The sequence below is a fragment of the Dyadobacter bucti genome, from assembly GCF_005869225.1.
Taxonomy (GTDB): domain Bacteria; phylum Bacteroidota; class Bacteroidia; order Cytophagales; family Spirosomataceae; genus Dyadobacter; species Dyadobacter bucti.
This window is the reverse complement of record NZ_SWFP01000002.1, coordinates 834781-848892: the sequence shown is the minus strand read 5'-3', so window position 1 is coordinate 848892 and position 14112 is coordinate 834781. Positions and strand designations below refer to the sequence as shown.

The window sequence follows — 14112 nt, the reverse complement described above, 5'->3', positions numbered from 1 at the left end:
CCCAGCCATTTGGCGGTTAGCCGCATTATGACGTCCAGAATGATCATATAATTGTCTTTATTTAGTACATTAAATAATAAAAACGTCGATAGTTGCGCATTCGAAGGCGGGTGCGCAACATCTCGACGGCGGCATACGACTCGAAACCTAACATTGGTCCTCCCGAGCGCAGCCGAGGGGCCTAAACCAAATTTATTTTGAAACCATACCCAAAACTCTTTTCAGCAATAGCCCTTATTTGTTCTTTCGCATCCTGTGCCGGGGGCGAGCCGGAGGACAAAAAACAGTCCGGAGAAACAAGCGGGATAACCGTTTCGGTCAATCCGGCGAAAACCTTTCAGACAATCGATCATTTCGGAGCTTCCGATGCGTGGTCATGCCAGTTTGTCGGCAACTGGCCCGACGCTAAAAGAAACGGAATTGCTGACCTGCTTTTCAGCAGCGACACCCTCGCCAGCGGTCAGCCAAAAGGTATCGGATTGTCTTTATGGCGATTCAACATCGGTGCCGGCACTGCCGAGCAGGGTGACGCCAGCGGAATAAAAGATGAATGGAGGCGAGCCGAGTCCTTTCTCAATAACGACGGAACTTACAACTGGAACAAGCAGGCAGGGCAGGTCTGGTTTCTCAATGCCGCCAAGGAGCGTGGGGTCAATGAATTCCTGGCGTTTCCGAACAGCCCGCCAGTGCAGTTTACAATTAACAAAAAGGGGTATGCAAACAACGGAAAACCGAACCTGATCGCTGAGAATTTTGGCAAATTTACCGATTTTATAGCCGATGTTGTTGCAGGAGTAAAGGTCAAAACCGGTATTACTTTCAACCACATCAGTCCTGTCAACGAGCCGCAGTGGGACTGGAGCGACGGCGGGCAGGAAGGAACACCGTTTTACAATAATGAAATAGCAGGAATCGTGAGATCATTGAGCGCATCATTGCTCAAAAAAAATCTGCCGACCCACATCGATGTGGCAGAGGCCGGCCAGATCGATTACTTGTATTCGGACTTCAACAAGCAGGGGCGGGGCAGCCAGATCGCCGCATTCTTTACTAAAAGTTCTGCGGACTATGTTGGTAACCTTCCCAACGTAACCCAGGCTATTTCCGGTCACAGCTATTTTACGACGTCACCGTATCAAAGCGCCGCGGCCAAAAGGAGGGAGGTAGCATCTGCTCTGCATGCTGCACCAGGCCTGAAATACTGGATGTCTGAATATTGTATCCTGGGAGATAATGAAGGTGAAATCAAAGGAGGGGGCAAGGACCTGGGGATTAATCCTGCCCTTTATATCGCGAAAGTAATCCACAATGATCTCGCTAATGCAAATGCGTCTGCCTGGCACTGGTGGATCGCCATTTCGCCTTATGATTACAAGGACGGGCTGATTTACATTGATAAAAACAAAACAGACGGTGATTACAGGGCCTCGAAAATGCTTTGGGCGTTGGGCAATTACAGCCGGTTTATCCGCCCGGGCGCGATAAGAATGGATGCCGAGGTTTCAACCGGTGGCACAGATCTGCTGGTCTCGTCATACAAAAACAAGGATAATAAACTGGTCACTGTCATGATCAATCAGCAGGAAAAGCCGGTGGAGGTGAATTTAAAAATGGCAGGCCAGAACCTGTCAAATCTGAAAATTTACAAAACGTCCTCAACGGACGACTTACAACGGGTCCCGGATGTGAAAGGCACGTCGACAATCACAGTTGATGAAAAAAGCATACTGACTGTCGTTGCTGACATACTGGATTAAGTTACATTTTAAGGTTGTTAAATAACCAGGGCCGGGTCGCACTTGCAACTCCGGCCCTGGTTATTTCTGTAAAGCGGCAGGAATTTTCCGGGTTGGTCCAGCGTCCACACTTTGGATAAAAGTTCACCATGATGGCTCGGAGCGACGTGGATGCTGTGTGCTAATCCTGATTATTCGCTCACATTGCGTATATCTTGTTCCGGTATCTTCTTTCGGCCGAGAATGCCATTTTGCTACGGCATTCCGGATTATGAATCAAACTACTTTATGCTCATTGTTAGTATAAATTAATTGCTGTTTGAAACTAGTTTTAGATAGTAATTCTACCCGGAAAATACAACTTTAAAGACGGATATTCTGGTATGATATTTGGGTAACATTTTGTTAGCTATATTGTCTTTTGATCAATCTATTCTTTGTTGAAAACCGTAAATATGTTTATTGGGTAAAATCAAAATGTTTCATAATTGCGGATTGAAAACATTCGGATTTCTACCGTTAATAATCCTATCAATATGATTTACAAATACAAATTCCTTAGCTTTTCATTGGTTTGTCTGCTAGCATTGGCATTTATTGTGTGGCGGATCAGCAGGCCGTCTGCAATTAAAATAGCAAATGAAAAACTGGCGCAGTCAAAATCGTACGGAGAGATAAAATGGGTTTGGCAGGAATATGAAAATGAACTTGCTGAAAACGAAGAGTGGAGATCCACAATTGGTCAAAAACTATCCAGAATTAATTTGACCAATCAACAAAAATTAGATTTACAAAAATGGTATGTATTTGAAAAAGAAACAGATCCCAATTTCGTTTCGCAGACCGTAAATACCGGAAAAAAACAGCAGACGGATTCCGTGCGTGTTCCTGATACTGACGATAACATAGCATCTTTAAGCGAGTCAAATAAAAATCTCTCGATCGATCAACTTGCACGATTATACAATCAACAGGGAGACGAAAAATGCGAGGCTTTCAAAGCTGCGAATGCACCTCATTTATTTCACATTGCTAACGAATATTACCGGTACGCAGCGACCTTAACCAACACGAATCCGAAAGTATGCGAATAATTATAGGTCTGATCTGTGCGGCAATATGGTCTAATACATGTATAGCGCAATTGCCTGATAAGAAGTCGGGCGAATTGTGGGCAGTTTGGGAGGAAGCTGGTAAAAAACTGGAAGCAGGGCGGTTTGATGAGGCTATCACACTTTACCGCGCCTACCAGCCCAATTTCAATGTTCGGCTGAAACAGGCTCACGCGCTCAAACGTCTTTACAGCGAAGGCCAGAAGTTACAGAGAGCGGGGAGTTATGCAGAAGCCGTCAATGTTTATAAAAAACACCGCGGCCTTGACGGAGTGGGCAGCCTTACGGTTTTTGACCTGCGAATAGAGGAATGCATCACACAGATGTCCGGTGCCGGTGCATTCCGCACCAGGGAGCCCGATCGCCGCATCCTGGCTGCCGAACTTGCTTACCAAGGACAGAAAAAACTCAGAGAACTGGATACGCTGGGCGCGCAAAAAGATTATGCACTGGCTAAAAAATACGCAGCCGATTTTCCCGGCCCGTTAAAAGAGCAGTACGAGGAAGGACTACAGATTACAAAAGAACTTCGGGAGTGGGGGAAACTATACCTCCAATCGAAAATGGGCCGGCTGCGGCCTGAGCAGGAAAAACAATTGCTGGAAAATTACCGGAAGATCAAAGGTGTACCGGTCATTGATTTTGTCGAAGTAAAGGTAAGACAGGTAACAGCTGAAATTGAGGGTAAAAATTCTTTGATAAGCTATGCAAATAATTGCGAAACCGACCTGCTTCTCAATTACGTCAATCAAAACAAATCGCAGCTTTCTTTTTCTGAGCCATTAATTGCGACTCTAAATCAATATAAAAGCATTCAATATAAGATCGGTGTTTTAAAATCGAGCAATGAAAATTCCGAAACAGTAAGGAGTGCGTATTTCAGTGTAGATAGTATGGTACGGGCCGTCAGGCAATTACCGGATGATATCAGGCAAAGTTTGTTAACTTGTATCAGCCGCGACAGGACGAAGACATTTGTAGGATATGCAGACCAGGCTAGAAAATCAGGGAATAATTCCGCTGCACGGAAGTTTGAGAGCATTGCACTGGGTGCCGGAAATGACAGGGGAGTAGGAGGCTCTCCCTGTGCGGGAATTGATTTTTTCAAAAGCGGAATTATTTCAATTGAACAAAAAATAAAAGCTTGCGAAATAGCGGAGGCGAGAAAAATATGGAACGATATTTCGCTTGAATTAACTGACTGTGGTCAAAAGTCAGAAATACTCAGATTGAATCAGGGTGTGCTCAATGCCATTGAAAAAATGGAGGTCGGAGAACGTAATTTTATTGCCGGGCTTGCCGAGGCCAAGGCGCTTTTGGACGAGGGCAAACTGGATGATGCAAGAGTCAAATATCAGCAACTTTCAAAAATTGATGCCTGTTATACAATTGGTAAGGAACAGGAAATTAAGAAGGGGCTGGAAGAAGTGAGTTCACGGAGGATCAAGCCCATTTACAGGTTCGGGCTGACTGCCGGAGTTGCTGTCAATCAACCTTCGTACAAGATTGCCAGCCAGCGTATGAAGATGGACTACGGACCGCTGGCTACGGGCGGGATTAATTTCTCTTTCATCGACCATCATAACCCGATTGACATCTCCGCCGGGTTAAAATATGTATATACGAGTTACCGTACGATCAATGCAGATGACTATGCTGATGGCGTTTATCGTCTGGGCGGTGTCGGATTGTCACTGCAAATCAAAATACATCCTTCTAATACCAATCCGGACAAGATCCGTCCGTATTTTTCAGTAGGCCGGGAAGAAATTATTCCGTTGATGTACGAGTATGAAAATTACTCTACCCAGGAAGTTGTGCAGGGGCGGCGGAAGTTGAAGAATCTGATTTCATCCCTGCAGGGTGGGGTCGGGCTGGAAATGCAGAAAAAACATTTCGGTTTTTTTGTGGAAGCCAGCGGAAGCTATGGAATGGGTGGTCTGTACAGCGGCCGTAATCTGGAACCTGGCGCAACAAAAATCGATGGAAGGTTCAGACGGCTAGGCCTGGATTTCGGCGTGCGTTTCCGGTGAAAAGGTTGATATCGAAATCTTAATTTCTGATTTCGGCCTGTACGGCTTTCACGAAAGCCTCATCGGTATCTGCAAGCGCCGCGATTTTGGCTATGCCGAAGTCGGTGTTCAGAAGAAGGTTTTTAACAAAAGTGGTTTTCCCTTGTTCAAGTCCTTTCTCGATCCCTTCTTCAAGTGTCAGCATCTGAATAGTTTCAATAATCCCCATTGTGTTTACATTGTTAGTTAATAGTGCGATTTGTTGATCAAATTTACTATTTAATTCAGCATTATCAATGTAGATAAATGTCTTTAGAAAGTACAGAAAGCGCCTGATCCTGTCACGATTGTATTTTTTACTATTGATCATAATCCTTGCCAGCATGAGTCGCTGTTCTGCCAGTTCGACTTCCGGTATTTTGTCAGCTGCAAGAACTTTTTGAGCCGCCAAGACGATCAGGCTGAAAGGGTTGTCCATGGCGAGCAACTCCTGTTCGCTATAATCCAAAATATGGAAGGCCTTGTATTTATATTGTAAACAGGTATCCAGAAAATGGTAATCAAATACTGAACATTTATTTGTCGGCTTTCCCCCGGTGAAAATTGCGAGTGCCGTTACCGGAATGTCGTAGCGATCGTAGATACGATAAAAGTACTGGAACATCCGTTTGCCAAAATACGGATCGCTTTGTGCCTGTATTTCAATATGCAGCAGGACGTATTTTTCGTTGCCGGTGATTGAAAACACTTTTACCAGCATATCCACAAAACGGCTTCCCCCGTTTCTTTGCAATTCGGGGAACATTTCATTCAGCTCTTTATCCAGAAATTCGAATTCTCTGGAAAAATCGAAGATCGAATCCGCTTCCGGGAAGAAGAAGCGTAAGAGTTCTGCAAATGCTTCTTCGAATGCACTTTTAAGTAGTATATCGTTCTTTTTTCGCATCTGGTAAAAATAGAACGATAACCGGTCTGAGAAGGTACTAGTTTTCCTCAGGAAGGATTGAGTGAGCGAACGGTGATTTAATAGCATTATTAACCAGCTTTCTGCGCTATCTCTCCAAATTCACAAAAGGGTTATCAGAATAATCAAAAGCGTCAGAAAGGTCCGAATACGTTTGGTGTTCCTCGCCAGCCAGTTGGGTAGATATATGCTCAATCTTCGCGCAGGTGATATACCAGAAGCGGCAGGTGCGTGCGCACCACCAGCTTTTTAGTCAGGCTGGGATTGATCAGGTACTCTTCCAGAAAGCTCCGGTGCCGGGAGGAAACGATCAGCAGGTCGGCTTGTACTTCGTCGCAATAGTCTTCGATTCCGCTTAAAATGCCGTTGCTGTTGCGTATCACTATATCCGATGTTGGAATGTCCAGTTCGGCGGTGATCTCGCTGATGTATTGTTCGTCGGATTGGATGTCAGGCTGAGTTCTGGAGTTGACTTTCAGGAATGTTATGCGGGCACCCAATCTTTTTCCGAAACCGATAGCCTGTAAAATCAGGTCATTTTCTTCATACTCGAGCTGCGTAGCATATATTATTTTTTTAAATTTTTGGATGGAGCTCTGAGGCGGTACGATCAGAACAGGACATGGCGCATCCAGAGCCACGCCGGTGGCAGAACTTCCAATGAGTTTGTCCAGAAACCCACCTTTTCCGGTGCGGCCCATTACGATCAGGTCGGCCTTGCTTTCTTTGGCCTGACTGATAATTGCAGCATGAATGCCATCGGACTTCCAGGCACTGTCTGCATTGAAACCCTCAGCGATCGCGTCAGCCACATATTTGTCCAATTGCTTTCGGTACGAGTCTTCAAGCTGTTGGTAAATGGGCAGAGAGCTGATGGGTTCAGTGATAGCAATGTCTGTAACATAGGGTTGGTATACATACATCAGGAGCAATTTCGAACCGGTTTCGGCGGCAATAATTTTTGCGGCAGCAATCGCTTTTTCAGCATTTTCGGAAAAGTCAACGGGAATAAGGATGGTTTTCATGATCTCAATATTATCGGTTTACACATTGAGCTTTGTGGCGATGTGGGGCTCAATGACGATGCTAAGTTTCCGCTAAAATGCTGTTTTAAATATGACCGCAGTCAGGATTTTCATTGACTTCAATCTGCCGGTTCTGATCAGGCCTTGCTGCCGGTACTGCATGTCCACGTCAGGATACTGCTATGGTTGACCACGTCGGCTGAGATGCTTTCGACATACATTTTATTCAGATCGCGGTTTCCGTGGGTCGCCATCGCGATCATATCTGCATTTATTTCTCTCGAAAACTGAATGATACCATCTTTTTCATTTTCGTGGCTTCGCACATGCAGCGTGTAGTTCGTGAGCTGGTGATGCAGTGCGTAAGCTGCCAGCTGGTCGTAAATAGCTGCGTTTTCGTCTTCCTTTCCGAGGTTTACGCGCAGGATGTGAAGACGGGCATTAAACAATTTTTGCAGGTCCTTAATTTTGGACACCAGCCTTAACTGATTGTTTTTCAGGTTGCAGGGGAAAACGATATTTCTGATCGCATGGGGCGAAACAGGGTTTTTAACAGCAAATACCGGTACCGGGGAAGTACGTACCACCTTTTCAATATTGGAGCCCATGAAAAACTGGTCCCAGCCCCGTGAGCCTTTCGTGCCCATGACGACCAGGTTTATTTTTTCGCGGGTTATACAGCTCAGTATCGTCGGCAATCTCTTGCCTCTTCTGATCTGATGCCGTACGCGTTTCAGGTCAGGGAAGTTTTTCATCATTTGACCGAATTTTTCCGTTGCTTCTGCGGATGCATCGGCCGCTGCTTTTTCATCCGGTAGGCCGGTTTTCTCTACTTCACTAACCACCGTCAACAGGATTATTTCGGCTCCGCTACGGCCTGCAATTTCAGCCGCAAAACGGATCGCATTTTCACAGCAGGCTGAAAAATTGCACGGTACAAGAATCCTGTTCATCCTTTAAAATAATACTTTCACAACCAATTTTAACCTCGCGACAGCTACTCGCTGGTTCTGGCGGAATACGTCCAGACAGGCTCGTGAGCATGATTGACAACATCCTCTGCGATACTGCCGACCATATAGTGGGTCAGCCCGGTATGACCACTGGTAGCCATTGCCACAATGGAATTTCCTGTTCTGGCTGAAAATTTGAGAATTCCGGCCTGTTCATTGGCTTCGTGGCTGATATGGACGGAAAAATTCTCCAAGCCATAAAACTGCGCATAGTTTTCAAGGCTGACTTTCATTTCCCTATCCGTCGTCCGCTCTGAAGGCGTTTTGACATATAATATGCGGAGCGTTGCCTTAAAAAAGGACTGCAGGCCTTTTATTTTCTGGATCAGCGTACTTTGGGTCAGATCCAGATTGGTAGGGAATACAATATTTTTGATCCTGGCTACCTGCGTCGCCCGGTGGATCGCAAAAACCGGCACTGGTGCGACCCTGACAATCTTTTCCGTATTGGAGCCTACCAGCAATTCCCTCAGACCGCTTGCGCCTCTGGTCCCCATCACTACAATGTCTGCGCTTTGCTTGTGTATTTCTTTCAGGATGGTCTGGCTGACTGTGCCTTGTGAAACGACGAATTTCACGGGGACATTTTTAGTATCAATGGTTCCGTTCAACTTTTCGAAATCCCTTTTTGCCTCAGCCTTCAACTCCGCCACAACCGATCCGGACCCGGTATAAAAAGGGCTTGCATCCAGGTTTTCGATGTATCTCGGGATCAGGTCAATGATTTTTAGAACAACAATTTCGCCTTCATTTTGAGAGGCAATGTCGAGGGCAAATTTATAGGCTTGTTTGGCCGTGTCTGAGAAATCACATGGAACTAGGATCTTTTTCATGGTCAGGGTAATGGATTTATAACCGTTGCGTAATTTTTTAATTATCGCAAATTACTTCATCCGGACACAAAAAATGGTGACATTTTACCCTGTAAAAAATGACCTTGGTCATACTTTTGGCGCAGTGGGTTTCTGTGTTCTTTTTTGCACCTGGGCCAGCCACAGATAGCCAATCAGGCCGGAGATCACGGAGGCCGTAAGGATGGCAAACTTTGCCTCAGCCAGGATCAGGTTATTGCCGCTGAACGACAGAAGCGCAATGAAAATCGACATTGTAAAGCCGATGCCACCCAGCATGCCGGTACCCATGATATGTTTCCAATTGGCATTTTTCGGCATTTTTCCAAAACCAAGCATGACGGCGATCCACGAAAAAAGTGTGATCCCGAGTGGTTTCCCGACCACGAGCCCCACAATTATCCCAAGACCAAGAGAGGTCGTCAGTCCTGTGATCATTGCCGGTTCGAAGGTGATATTGGTATTGGCAAGTGCAAAAATGGGCATAATGATAAAATTAACCGGGTTCACCAGCAGGTGTTCCAGCTTTTCCAGCGATGACTCGGTTGCGTCAGGCGTGGTAGGTATCGCAAATGCGGTGAGGACACCTGCGATGGTGGCATGCACACCCGAATGGTGGATAAAATACCAGATAAAAAGACCAGGAATGAGGTAAGCAGCAAGATTTTTAACGCCCAGTTTGTTGAGCAGCAGCAGGAAAAGGAAAATTCCGCCTGCGTACAAAAGGAACATATAATGGATATCGGAAGAGTAAAATACAGCGATCACCAGTATAGCCATCAAATCGTCCACAATCGCCAGAGCGGAGAGGAAGATCTTCAGGGAGGAAGGGACTCTTTTGCCGAGCATGGAAATGATCGCGATGGCGAAAGCTATGTCGGTAGCCATCGGTATTCCCCAGCCGGGAGCCGTTTCCGTGCCTGCATTGAATCCAAAATAAATGGCAGCAGGCGCCAGTACCCCGCCCAGAGCGGCAAAGATCGGGAGAGACGCTTTTTTGAAGGAAGATAGTTCTCCTTCTATCAGTTCCCTCTTGATTTCCAGCCCAACCAGCAGAAAAAATATGGCCATTAGGCCATCGTTGATCCACAGAATCACCGGGTAGCGTAAATGGATACCTGCGATTTCCGCACCTAGTTCAACAGCAAGCAATTTTTCAAAAACCGGCCCCGCCGGACTATTCGCAACTGCAAGCGAAATGAATACACAGACAATCAGAATCATCCCGCCGACGGAGCTGGACCTGAAGAACTCTTTAAAAGAATTAAGGTTGAAAGATTTTGGCATAATGGTAAAACTAGGGAAAAAAGTGATGCAGCCATCATTTTGGAATACTTGAATTACTGAAATAGTATTAGTTTCAATACCTTTGTTGACATACACATGCTATATCTTTCATGAGTCGAGTGAGTTTCACAGAATAGTCAGGAGAAATGGTTGGATTCATATCCGGACAAGGGAGCCATTTATCTTTATGAGAAGGATGGACGTGTTTATCCGGTTCCTTTTCATGGACCGGATGCAGTTTTTGAGCCGTTGAGAAAACGGATGATTAAGGAAATGAGACTTAAACGAAAATAAACGGACGAATTTTTAGTTGCCGGTATTTGGATATAATATAACAAGCAATGAAAACAATCAGGGTTGTAATCGGCAGAAGTACAGATAATTACGGCGCTTATGCAGAAGATGTGCCGGGAATATGGGGCGGTGGCAATTCTGTTGCCGAAGCGAGACAATCCATTTTGGACGCGATACAGCTTATAAAGGAATACAATAAGGATGAAAATATTCCGGCGGTCTTAAAGGAGGAGTATCAGATTGTCTGGAAGATGGATGTAGAAAGCCTGATCGCATATTATAAAGGAATCTTCACGAGTGCAGCGCTGGAACGTATCACAGGCATTAACCAGCGGCAGTTGAGTCACTATGCCACTGGTCTGAAAAAGCCGCGTCCCAATCAGCGTAAAAAAATAGAGGAAGCCCTGCACTCGCTTGGGAGTGAATTACTGGCTTTGGAGTTATAAAGATAACCTCACTCCACCGCCGGAAAACTCCTCACTTCTCCATTCAATCTCGGAAAAGATTCCAGGTAATCGCCATTCCCGGTTTCGCGGGGATCTTTGGTGGCGAGCTGGTAGGTTTTGAGCTCAGACCTGAGTTGAGTGATTTGCAAGGCGTAGCTTTTGTCGGCGATCAGGTTTTTCAGGCAGCCGGGATCTTTGATGATGTCGTAAAATTCCTCTGCCGGGCGCTTGTCCGTAGCCAGATGAAAGTAGGGCGCGATTTTCGGGTCCTGCCATTCGCGGATCACAATGTTGCCGGCCGACTCGTCGATGTCATGAAATGCAGTATTGGGCGCTTCCAGTTTTCCGTTCGCATCATATTTTTGCGGGTCTCCGGCTGGCCACCTTTCGGGTTTGTAATTTTTGATATACAAATACTGGGCAGTACGGATGCAGCGTTGCGGGTAACCCAAATTGTTATACCGTGAAGATGAATGCCGCTCACGGGAAGAAAAAACGGCGTTCCTGTTACTTTTTCCCGATTTTAATAGTGGCAGCAGACTTTTGCTCTCGGTTTTGTATTCCGGAAAACTTGCTTTCCCCACTTCCAGAAAGGTCGCATACACGTCGATCAGGCTGACGAGATCCTGGGCCTTTACGCCTTTCCTGATCTCATCGCCCCAGCGGACGGCCAGCGGAACATGGATACCATATTCATACACATTCGCCTTGGCCCTGGGGAAAGACATGCCGTTATCAGCCGTTACCACAATCAGCGTATTGTCCAGTTCGCCGGACTGTTCAAGCTGAGCAATTACTTTTCCGAGCTGTGTATCAAACCATTGGATTTCGTAGAGGTAGTCGAGAATGTCGCTTCTCACTTCCGGAACATCGGGCAGGAACGGCGGGACTTGTGCTTTTTTGATTTCAAATCCGTTCGCGGCGCCTATGCCTTTCTGGTAGGTACGGTGCGGCTCGTGGGTGCCCAGCCAGAAAAAGAAAGGTTTGCCTTTTTCTTTTTTGGTATAAAAATCCTGAAAATTTGCTGCATAGTCTACGTTGGAAATTCCTTTCGGAGCATCCAGCTTTTTGTCCAGAAATGCATCACCGGCCGGGTTTCTGGTTCTTCCGGAAGCCTTAAAATCCCCGGGCCCCCAGCCTTTGCCGGTGTGGCCCACAGTGTAACCTGCTTTTTCCAGTAAATCGGGGAATACCTGGAATTCCGCCGGAAAGCTGCTGGCGTGTGTTCCGGCTTCCTTGATCTGCCAGCAATTAAGGCCTGTCAGCAGCGCCGCGCGCGACGGACTACACCCGGGAGAAGCGGCAAAAGCATTGGTAAACAATACCCCCTCCCTGGCAATACGGTCAAAATTCGGTGTTTTCGCCGCCGGGTCGCCGTAAGCTCCGGTATAAGGATACGATTGGTCGTCGGCAATGACGAAAAGGATATTCGGTCTCTTGTCCGCTATTTTCCCTTCCTGTTTTTTTGCAGAAATGAGTGCGACAGCGACTAAAATCAGCCCGAGCAGATATTTGTATTTTGATGTCGTTTTCATTTTTCAGCTTCGTCCAGTATCTTTTTTGCGGCCCGCACATCATAGTCCGAATCCTTCGGGTTGCCTTTCAGGAGGTTGCGGACATTCTGAAAGGAAGGTTTGGCTTTTGTACCGATGGTTTCCAGCACATTCAGCGCCTGGACCCGCGCCATCTGGTTTTCACTTTTCAGGGCTTCGCTCAATGTCTGCACCGGTTTCTCGGTTTCACCCAGGTTGAGCAAGGATTCTGATGCTGCAATGCGCACGCTGATCTCCGGGTCGTTCAGCAGTTCATTCAATCTGGATTTGGCAGAAACCGCTTCATTTTTCAGGACAATGGTACCGATCACCGCCCAGTACCGGACTACGGGATCATTGTCGCTTAGTCGTTTTATTATTTCGGGGAGTTTCGATTTTTCCCGGGATGAAGCGATTTCGGCTGTTTCTATCACTTTTTTTAAGTCATATCGCCCGCTTCTCGCATAATCGTACAAGGGCGTGGTTTCTGAAATTTTGCTTAACAAGGCTTCGGGAATAAATCCGACGTCCTGAGATTCGATAACCCAGTCGTGGTTGGCCTTGCGGAGTTTGAGCAGTACATCTTTGTATTTCGGGTCACCAGCCAGGTTATGGATATTGTGCGGATCTTTTTCAATATCAAACAGTTGCTCCGAAGGTTTTTCCAGCCAGAATTGTTTTTGAACATCATTTAACCTGCCGGCTTTAAACTCAGCCTCCCAGGAAGGCATCGAGGGCGCTTTCCAGAGATATTCAAGGTATTGGGCCGAAATTTTATGCGGGAGGTAATTACGGATATACCTGTATTTCTTATCGCGGACTGTCCTGGATAAATCAGTGCGCTCGTCCATTCTGCCCCGGAAACCGTAGGCATATGCTCTTTCTTTTACCTGTTGTTTGCCAAGAAACGCTTTTCCCTGGATATAGGAAGGAATTGTAATCCCTGCGAGGCTCAAAACCGTGGGCGCGAAATCATTGAAAGTAACGATCCTGTCCGTGGCTGTGCCTGGCTTTCCGGGAGCAAGTGATGAAAACTGCTCGGGAAAACGGATGATCAGCGGTATTTTTAAGCCGGATTCGTAAACAAAACGTTTGCTGCGCCCCAGTATGCCCCCGTTGTCGGCATAGTAAAAAACAATGGTGTTTTCCGCCAGCCCTTCTTTTTCCAGCTCCCTCAGAAGTTCTCCCGCCTGCCGGTCCATTTCTTCCAGTTTGTCATAGTATTGTGCCCAGTCGTGTTTCATTTCCGGTGTTTTGGGGTGATAGGGAGGCAGCGGTACTTTTTCCGGATCGTGTTTCAGCTTCTCGGTAGGCACGGAAACGTGTATGCCGCTTTCATGCGAAACATTGAGATTGAAAACCGCAAAAAAAGGCTGGCCTGGTTTCCGGTTTTTATAAGTAGCCTTGTTGCTCGACTCGTCCCAGGCTTCGGTCTGGTCGATGGTATTGTAGTCTTTCTTGGCATTATTCGAGGTATAATAGCCGTTTTCTCTGAAATAACGCGGGAAAAATTTGACAAAATCGGGCACCGGATAAGTGCTGCGCATGTGCTCGGTACCCATAGAAGGCGGGTACATCCCGGTGATGAGCGTGGACCGGGAAGGCGCACACACCGGTGCGGTCGCAAATGCATTTTTATAAAGGATGCCTTGTTTGGCAAAATTGTCAAGGTTGGGCGTCGTTGCGAAAGTATCGCCGTAGCATCCCAGAAAAGGGCTGTTGTCCTCGCTCACGATCCAGAGGATGTTAGGCCTGTCCTGCTTCTGTCCGTAGGTTTTGACGAATGCCAGCAATAAGGCGAAAAGTACTAAAAATTGTTTTTTCATGATAAGGTTTTGTG

11 protein-coding genes are annotated in these 14112 nt (G+C 46.4%); 4 read left to right on the top strand and 7 right to left on the bottom strand.

Annotated features, from left to right (window positions below; all coding sequences use genetic code 11):
* The first annotated feature begins 197 nt into the window (after positions 1-197).
* The 3 genes from FBF61_RS08495 to FBF61_RS08485 all read left to right on the top strand — a co-directional run bounded on the left by FBF61_RS08495 (position 198) and on the right by FBF61_RS08485 (position 4881).
* Positions 198-1757 (top strand): glycoside hydrolase, encoded by a 1560-nt coding sequence (locus FBF61_RS08495; protein WP_229214963.1) that lies wholly within the window; start codon positions 198-200, stop codon positions 1755-1757.
* A 515-nt stretch (positions 1758-2272) separates the two neighbouring features.
* Positions 2273-2830: a hypothetical protein gene (locus FBF61_RS08490; RefSeq protein WP_138476769.1), complete on the top strand. Its 558-nt coding sequence runs from the start codon at positions 2273-2275 to the stop codon at positions 2828-2830.
* A complete protein-coding gene (locus FBF61_RS08485; protein ID WP_138476768.1) occupies positions 2821-4881 on the top strand; it encodes a hypothetical protein in 2061 nt (686 codons plus the stop codon). Before FBF61_RS08490 ends, FBF61_RS08485 begins: the two co-directional genes overlap by 10 nt.
* Before the next feature lie 19 nt (positions 4882-4900).
* On the opposite strand, the gene FBF61_RS08480 is transcribed toward FBF61_RS08485, so the two are convergent.
* From FBF61_RS08480 to nhaA, 5 genes are all read right to left on the bottom strand, one after another.
* Positions 4901-5806, bottom strand: coding sequence for an RpnC/YadD family protein (locus FBF61_RS08480; protein ID WP_138476767.1), 906 nt, complete (start codon positions 5804-5806; stop codon positions 4901-4903).
* 209 nt (positions 5807-6015) lie between these two features.
* The gene (locus FBF61_RS08475; protein ID WP_138476766.1) at positions 6016-6849 is read right to left on the bottom strand and encodes a universal stress protein; all 834 of its coding nucleotides are present in this window, start codon (positions 6847-6849) and stop codon (positions 6016-6018) included.
* Between the two features lie 137 nt (positions 6850-6986).
* Positions 6987-7802, bottom strand: coding sequence for a universal stress protein (locus FBF61_RS08470; RefSeq protein ID WP_138476765.1), 816 nt, complete (start codon positions 7800-7802; stop codon positions 6987-6989).
* A gap of 44 nt (positions 7803-7846) precedes the next feature.
* On the bottom strand, positions 7847-8695 hold the full coding sequence (locus FBF61_RS08465; protein WP_138476764.1) for a universal stress protein: 849 nt from the start codon (positions 8693-8695) through the stop codon (positions 7847-7849).
* A gap of 108 nt (positions 8696-8803) precedes the next feature.
* On the bottom strand, positions 8804-10000 hold the full coding sequence (gene nhaA / locus FBF61_RS08460) for a Na+/H+ antiporter NhaA (protein WP_138476763.1): 1197 nt from the start codon (positions 9998-10000) through the stop codon (positions 8804-8806).
* A gap of 341 nt (positions 10001-10341) precedes the next feature.
* Between nhaA and FBF61_RS08450 the strand changes: the two genes are divergently transcribed.
* Positions 10342-10740 (top strand): type II toxin-antitoxin system HicB family antitoxin, encoded by a 399-nt coding sequence (locus tag FBF61_RS08450; protein ID WP_138476762.1) that lies wholly within the window; start codon positions 10342-10344, stop codon positions 10738-10740.
* A gap of 8 nt (positions 10741-10748) precedes the next feature.
* Here the strand turns inward: FBF61_RS08450 and FBF61_RS08445 are convergent, their stop codons facing one another.
* Together FBF61_RS08445 and FBF61_RS08440 are read right to left on the bottom strand one after the other, a co-directional pair.
* Positions 10749-12275 carry a sulfatase family protein gene (locus FBF61_RS08445; RefSeq protein ID WP_138476761.1) on the bottom strand — a complete coding sequence of 509 codons (1527 nt, stop codon included), beginning with the start codon at positions 12273-12275 and terminating at the stop codon, positions 10749-10751.
* A complete protein-coding gene (locus FBF61_RS08440) occupies positions 12272-14098 on the bottom strand; it encodes a sulfatase-like hydrolase/transferase (RefSeq protein ID WP_138476760.1) in 1827 nt (608 codons plus the stop codon). The genes FBF61_RS08445 and FBF61_RS08440 overlap by 4 nt, the downstream gene beginning before the upstream one ends.
* Positions 14099-14112: the final 14 nt, after the last annotated feature.

Coding starts and splice junctions, on each gene's coding strand:
- FBF61_RS08490 (WP_138476769.1), top strand. CDS start 2,273: ATGATTTACAAATACAAATTCCTTAGCTTTTCATTGGTTTGTCTGCTA.
- FBF61_RS08485 (WP_138476768.1), top strand. CDS start 2,821: ATGCGAATAATTATAGGTCTGATCTGTGCGGCAATATGGTCTAATACA.
- FBF61_RS08480 (WP_138476767.1), bottom strand. CDS start 5,806: ATGCGAAAAAAGAACGATATACTACTTAAAAGTGCATTCGAAGAAGCA.
- FBF61_RS08475 (WP_138476766.1), bottom strand. CDS start 6,849: ATGAAAACCATCCTTATTCCCGTTGACTTTTCCGAAAATGCTGAAAAA.
- FBF61_RS08470 (WP_138476765.1), bottom strand. CDS start 7,802: ATGAACAGGATTCTTGTACCGTGCAATTTTTCAGCCTGCTGTGAAAAT.
- FBF61_RS08465 (WP_138476764.1), bottom strand. CDS start 8,695: ATGAAAAAGATCCTAGTTCCATGTGATTTCTCAGACACGGCCAAACAA.
- nhaA (WP_138476763.1), bottom strand. CDS start 10,000: ATGCCAAAATCTTTCAACCTTAATTCTTTTAAAGAGTTCTTCAGGTCC.
- FBF61_RS08450 (WP_138476762.1), top strand. CDS start 10,342: ATGAAAACAATCAGGGTTGTAATCGGCAGAAGTACAGATAATTACGGC.
- FBF61_RS08445 (WP_138476761.1), bottom strand. CDS start 12,275: ATGAAAACGACATCAAAATACAAATATCTGCTCGGGCTGATTTTAGTC.
- FBF61_RS08440 (WP_138476760.1), bottom strand. CDS start 14,098: ATGAAAAAACAATTTTTAGTACTTTTCGCCTTATTGCTGGCATTCGTC.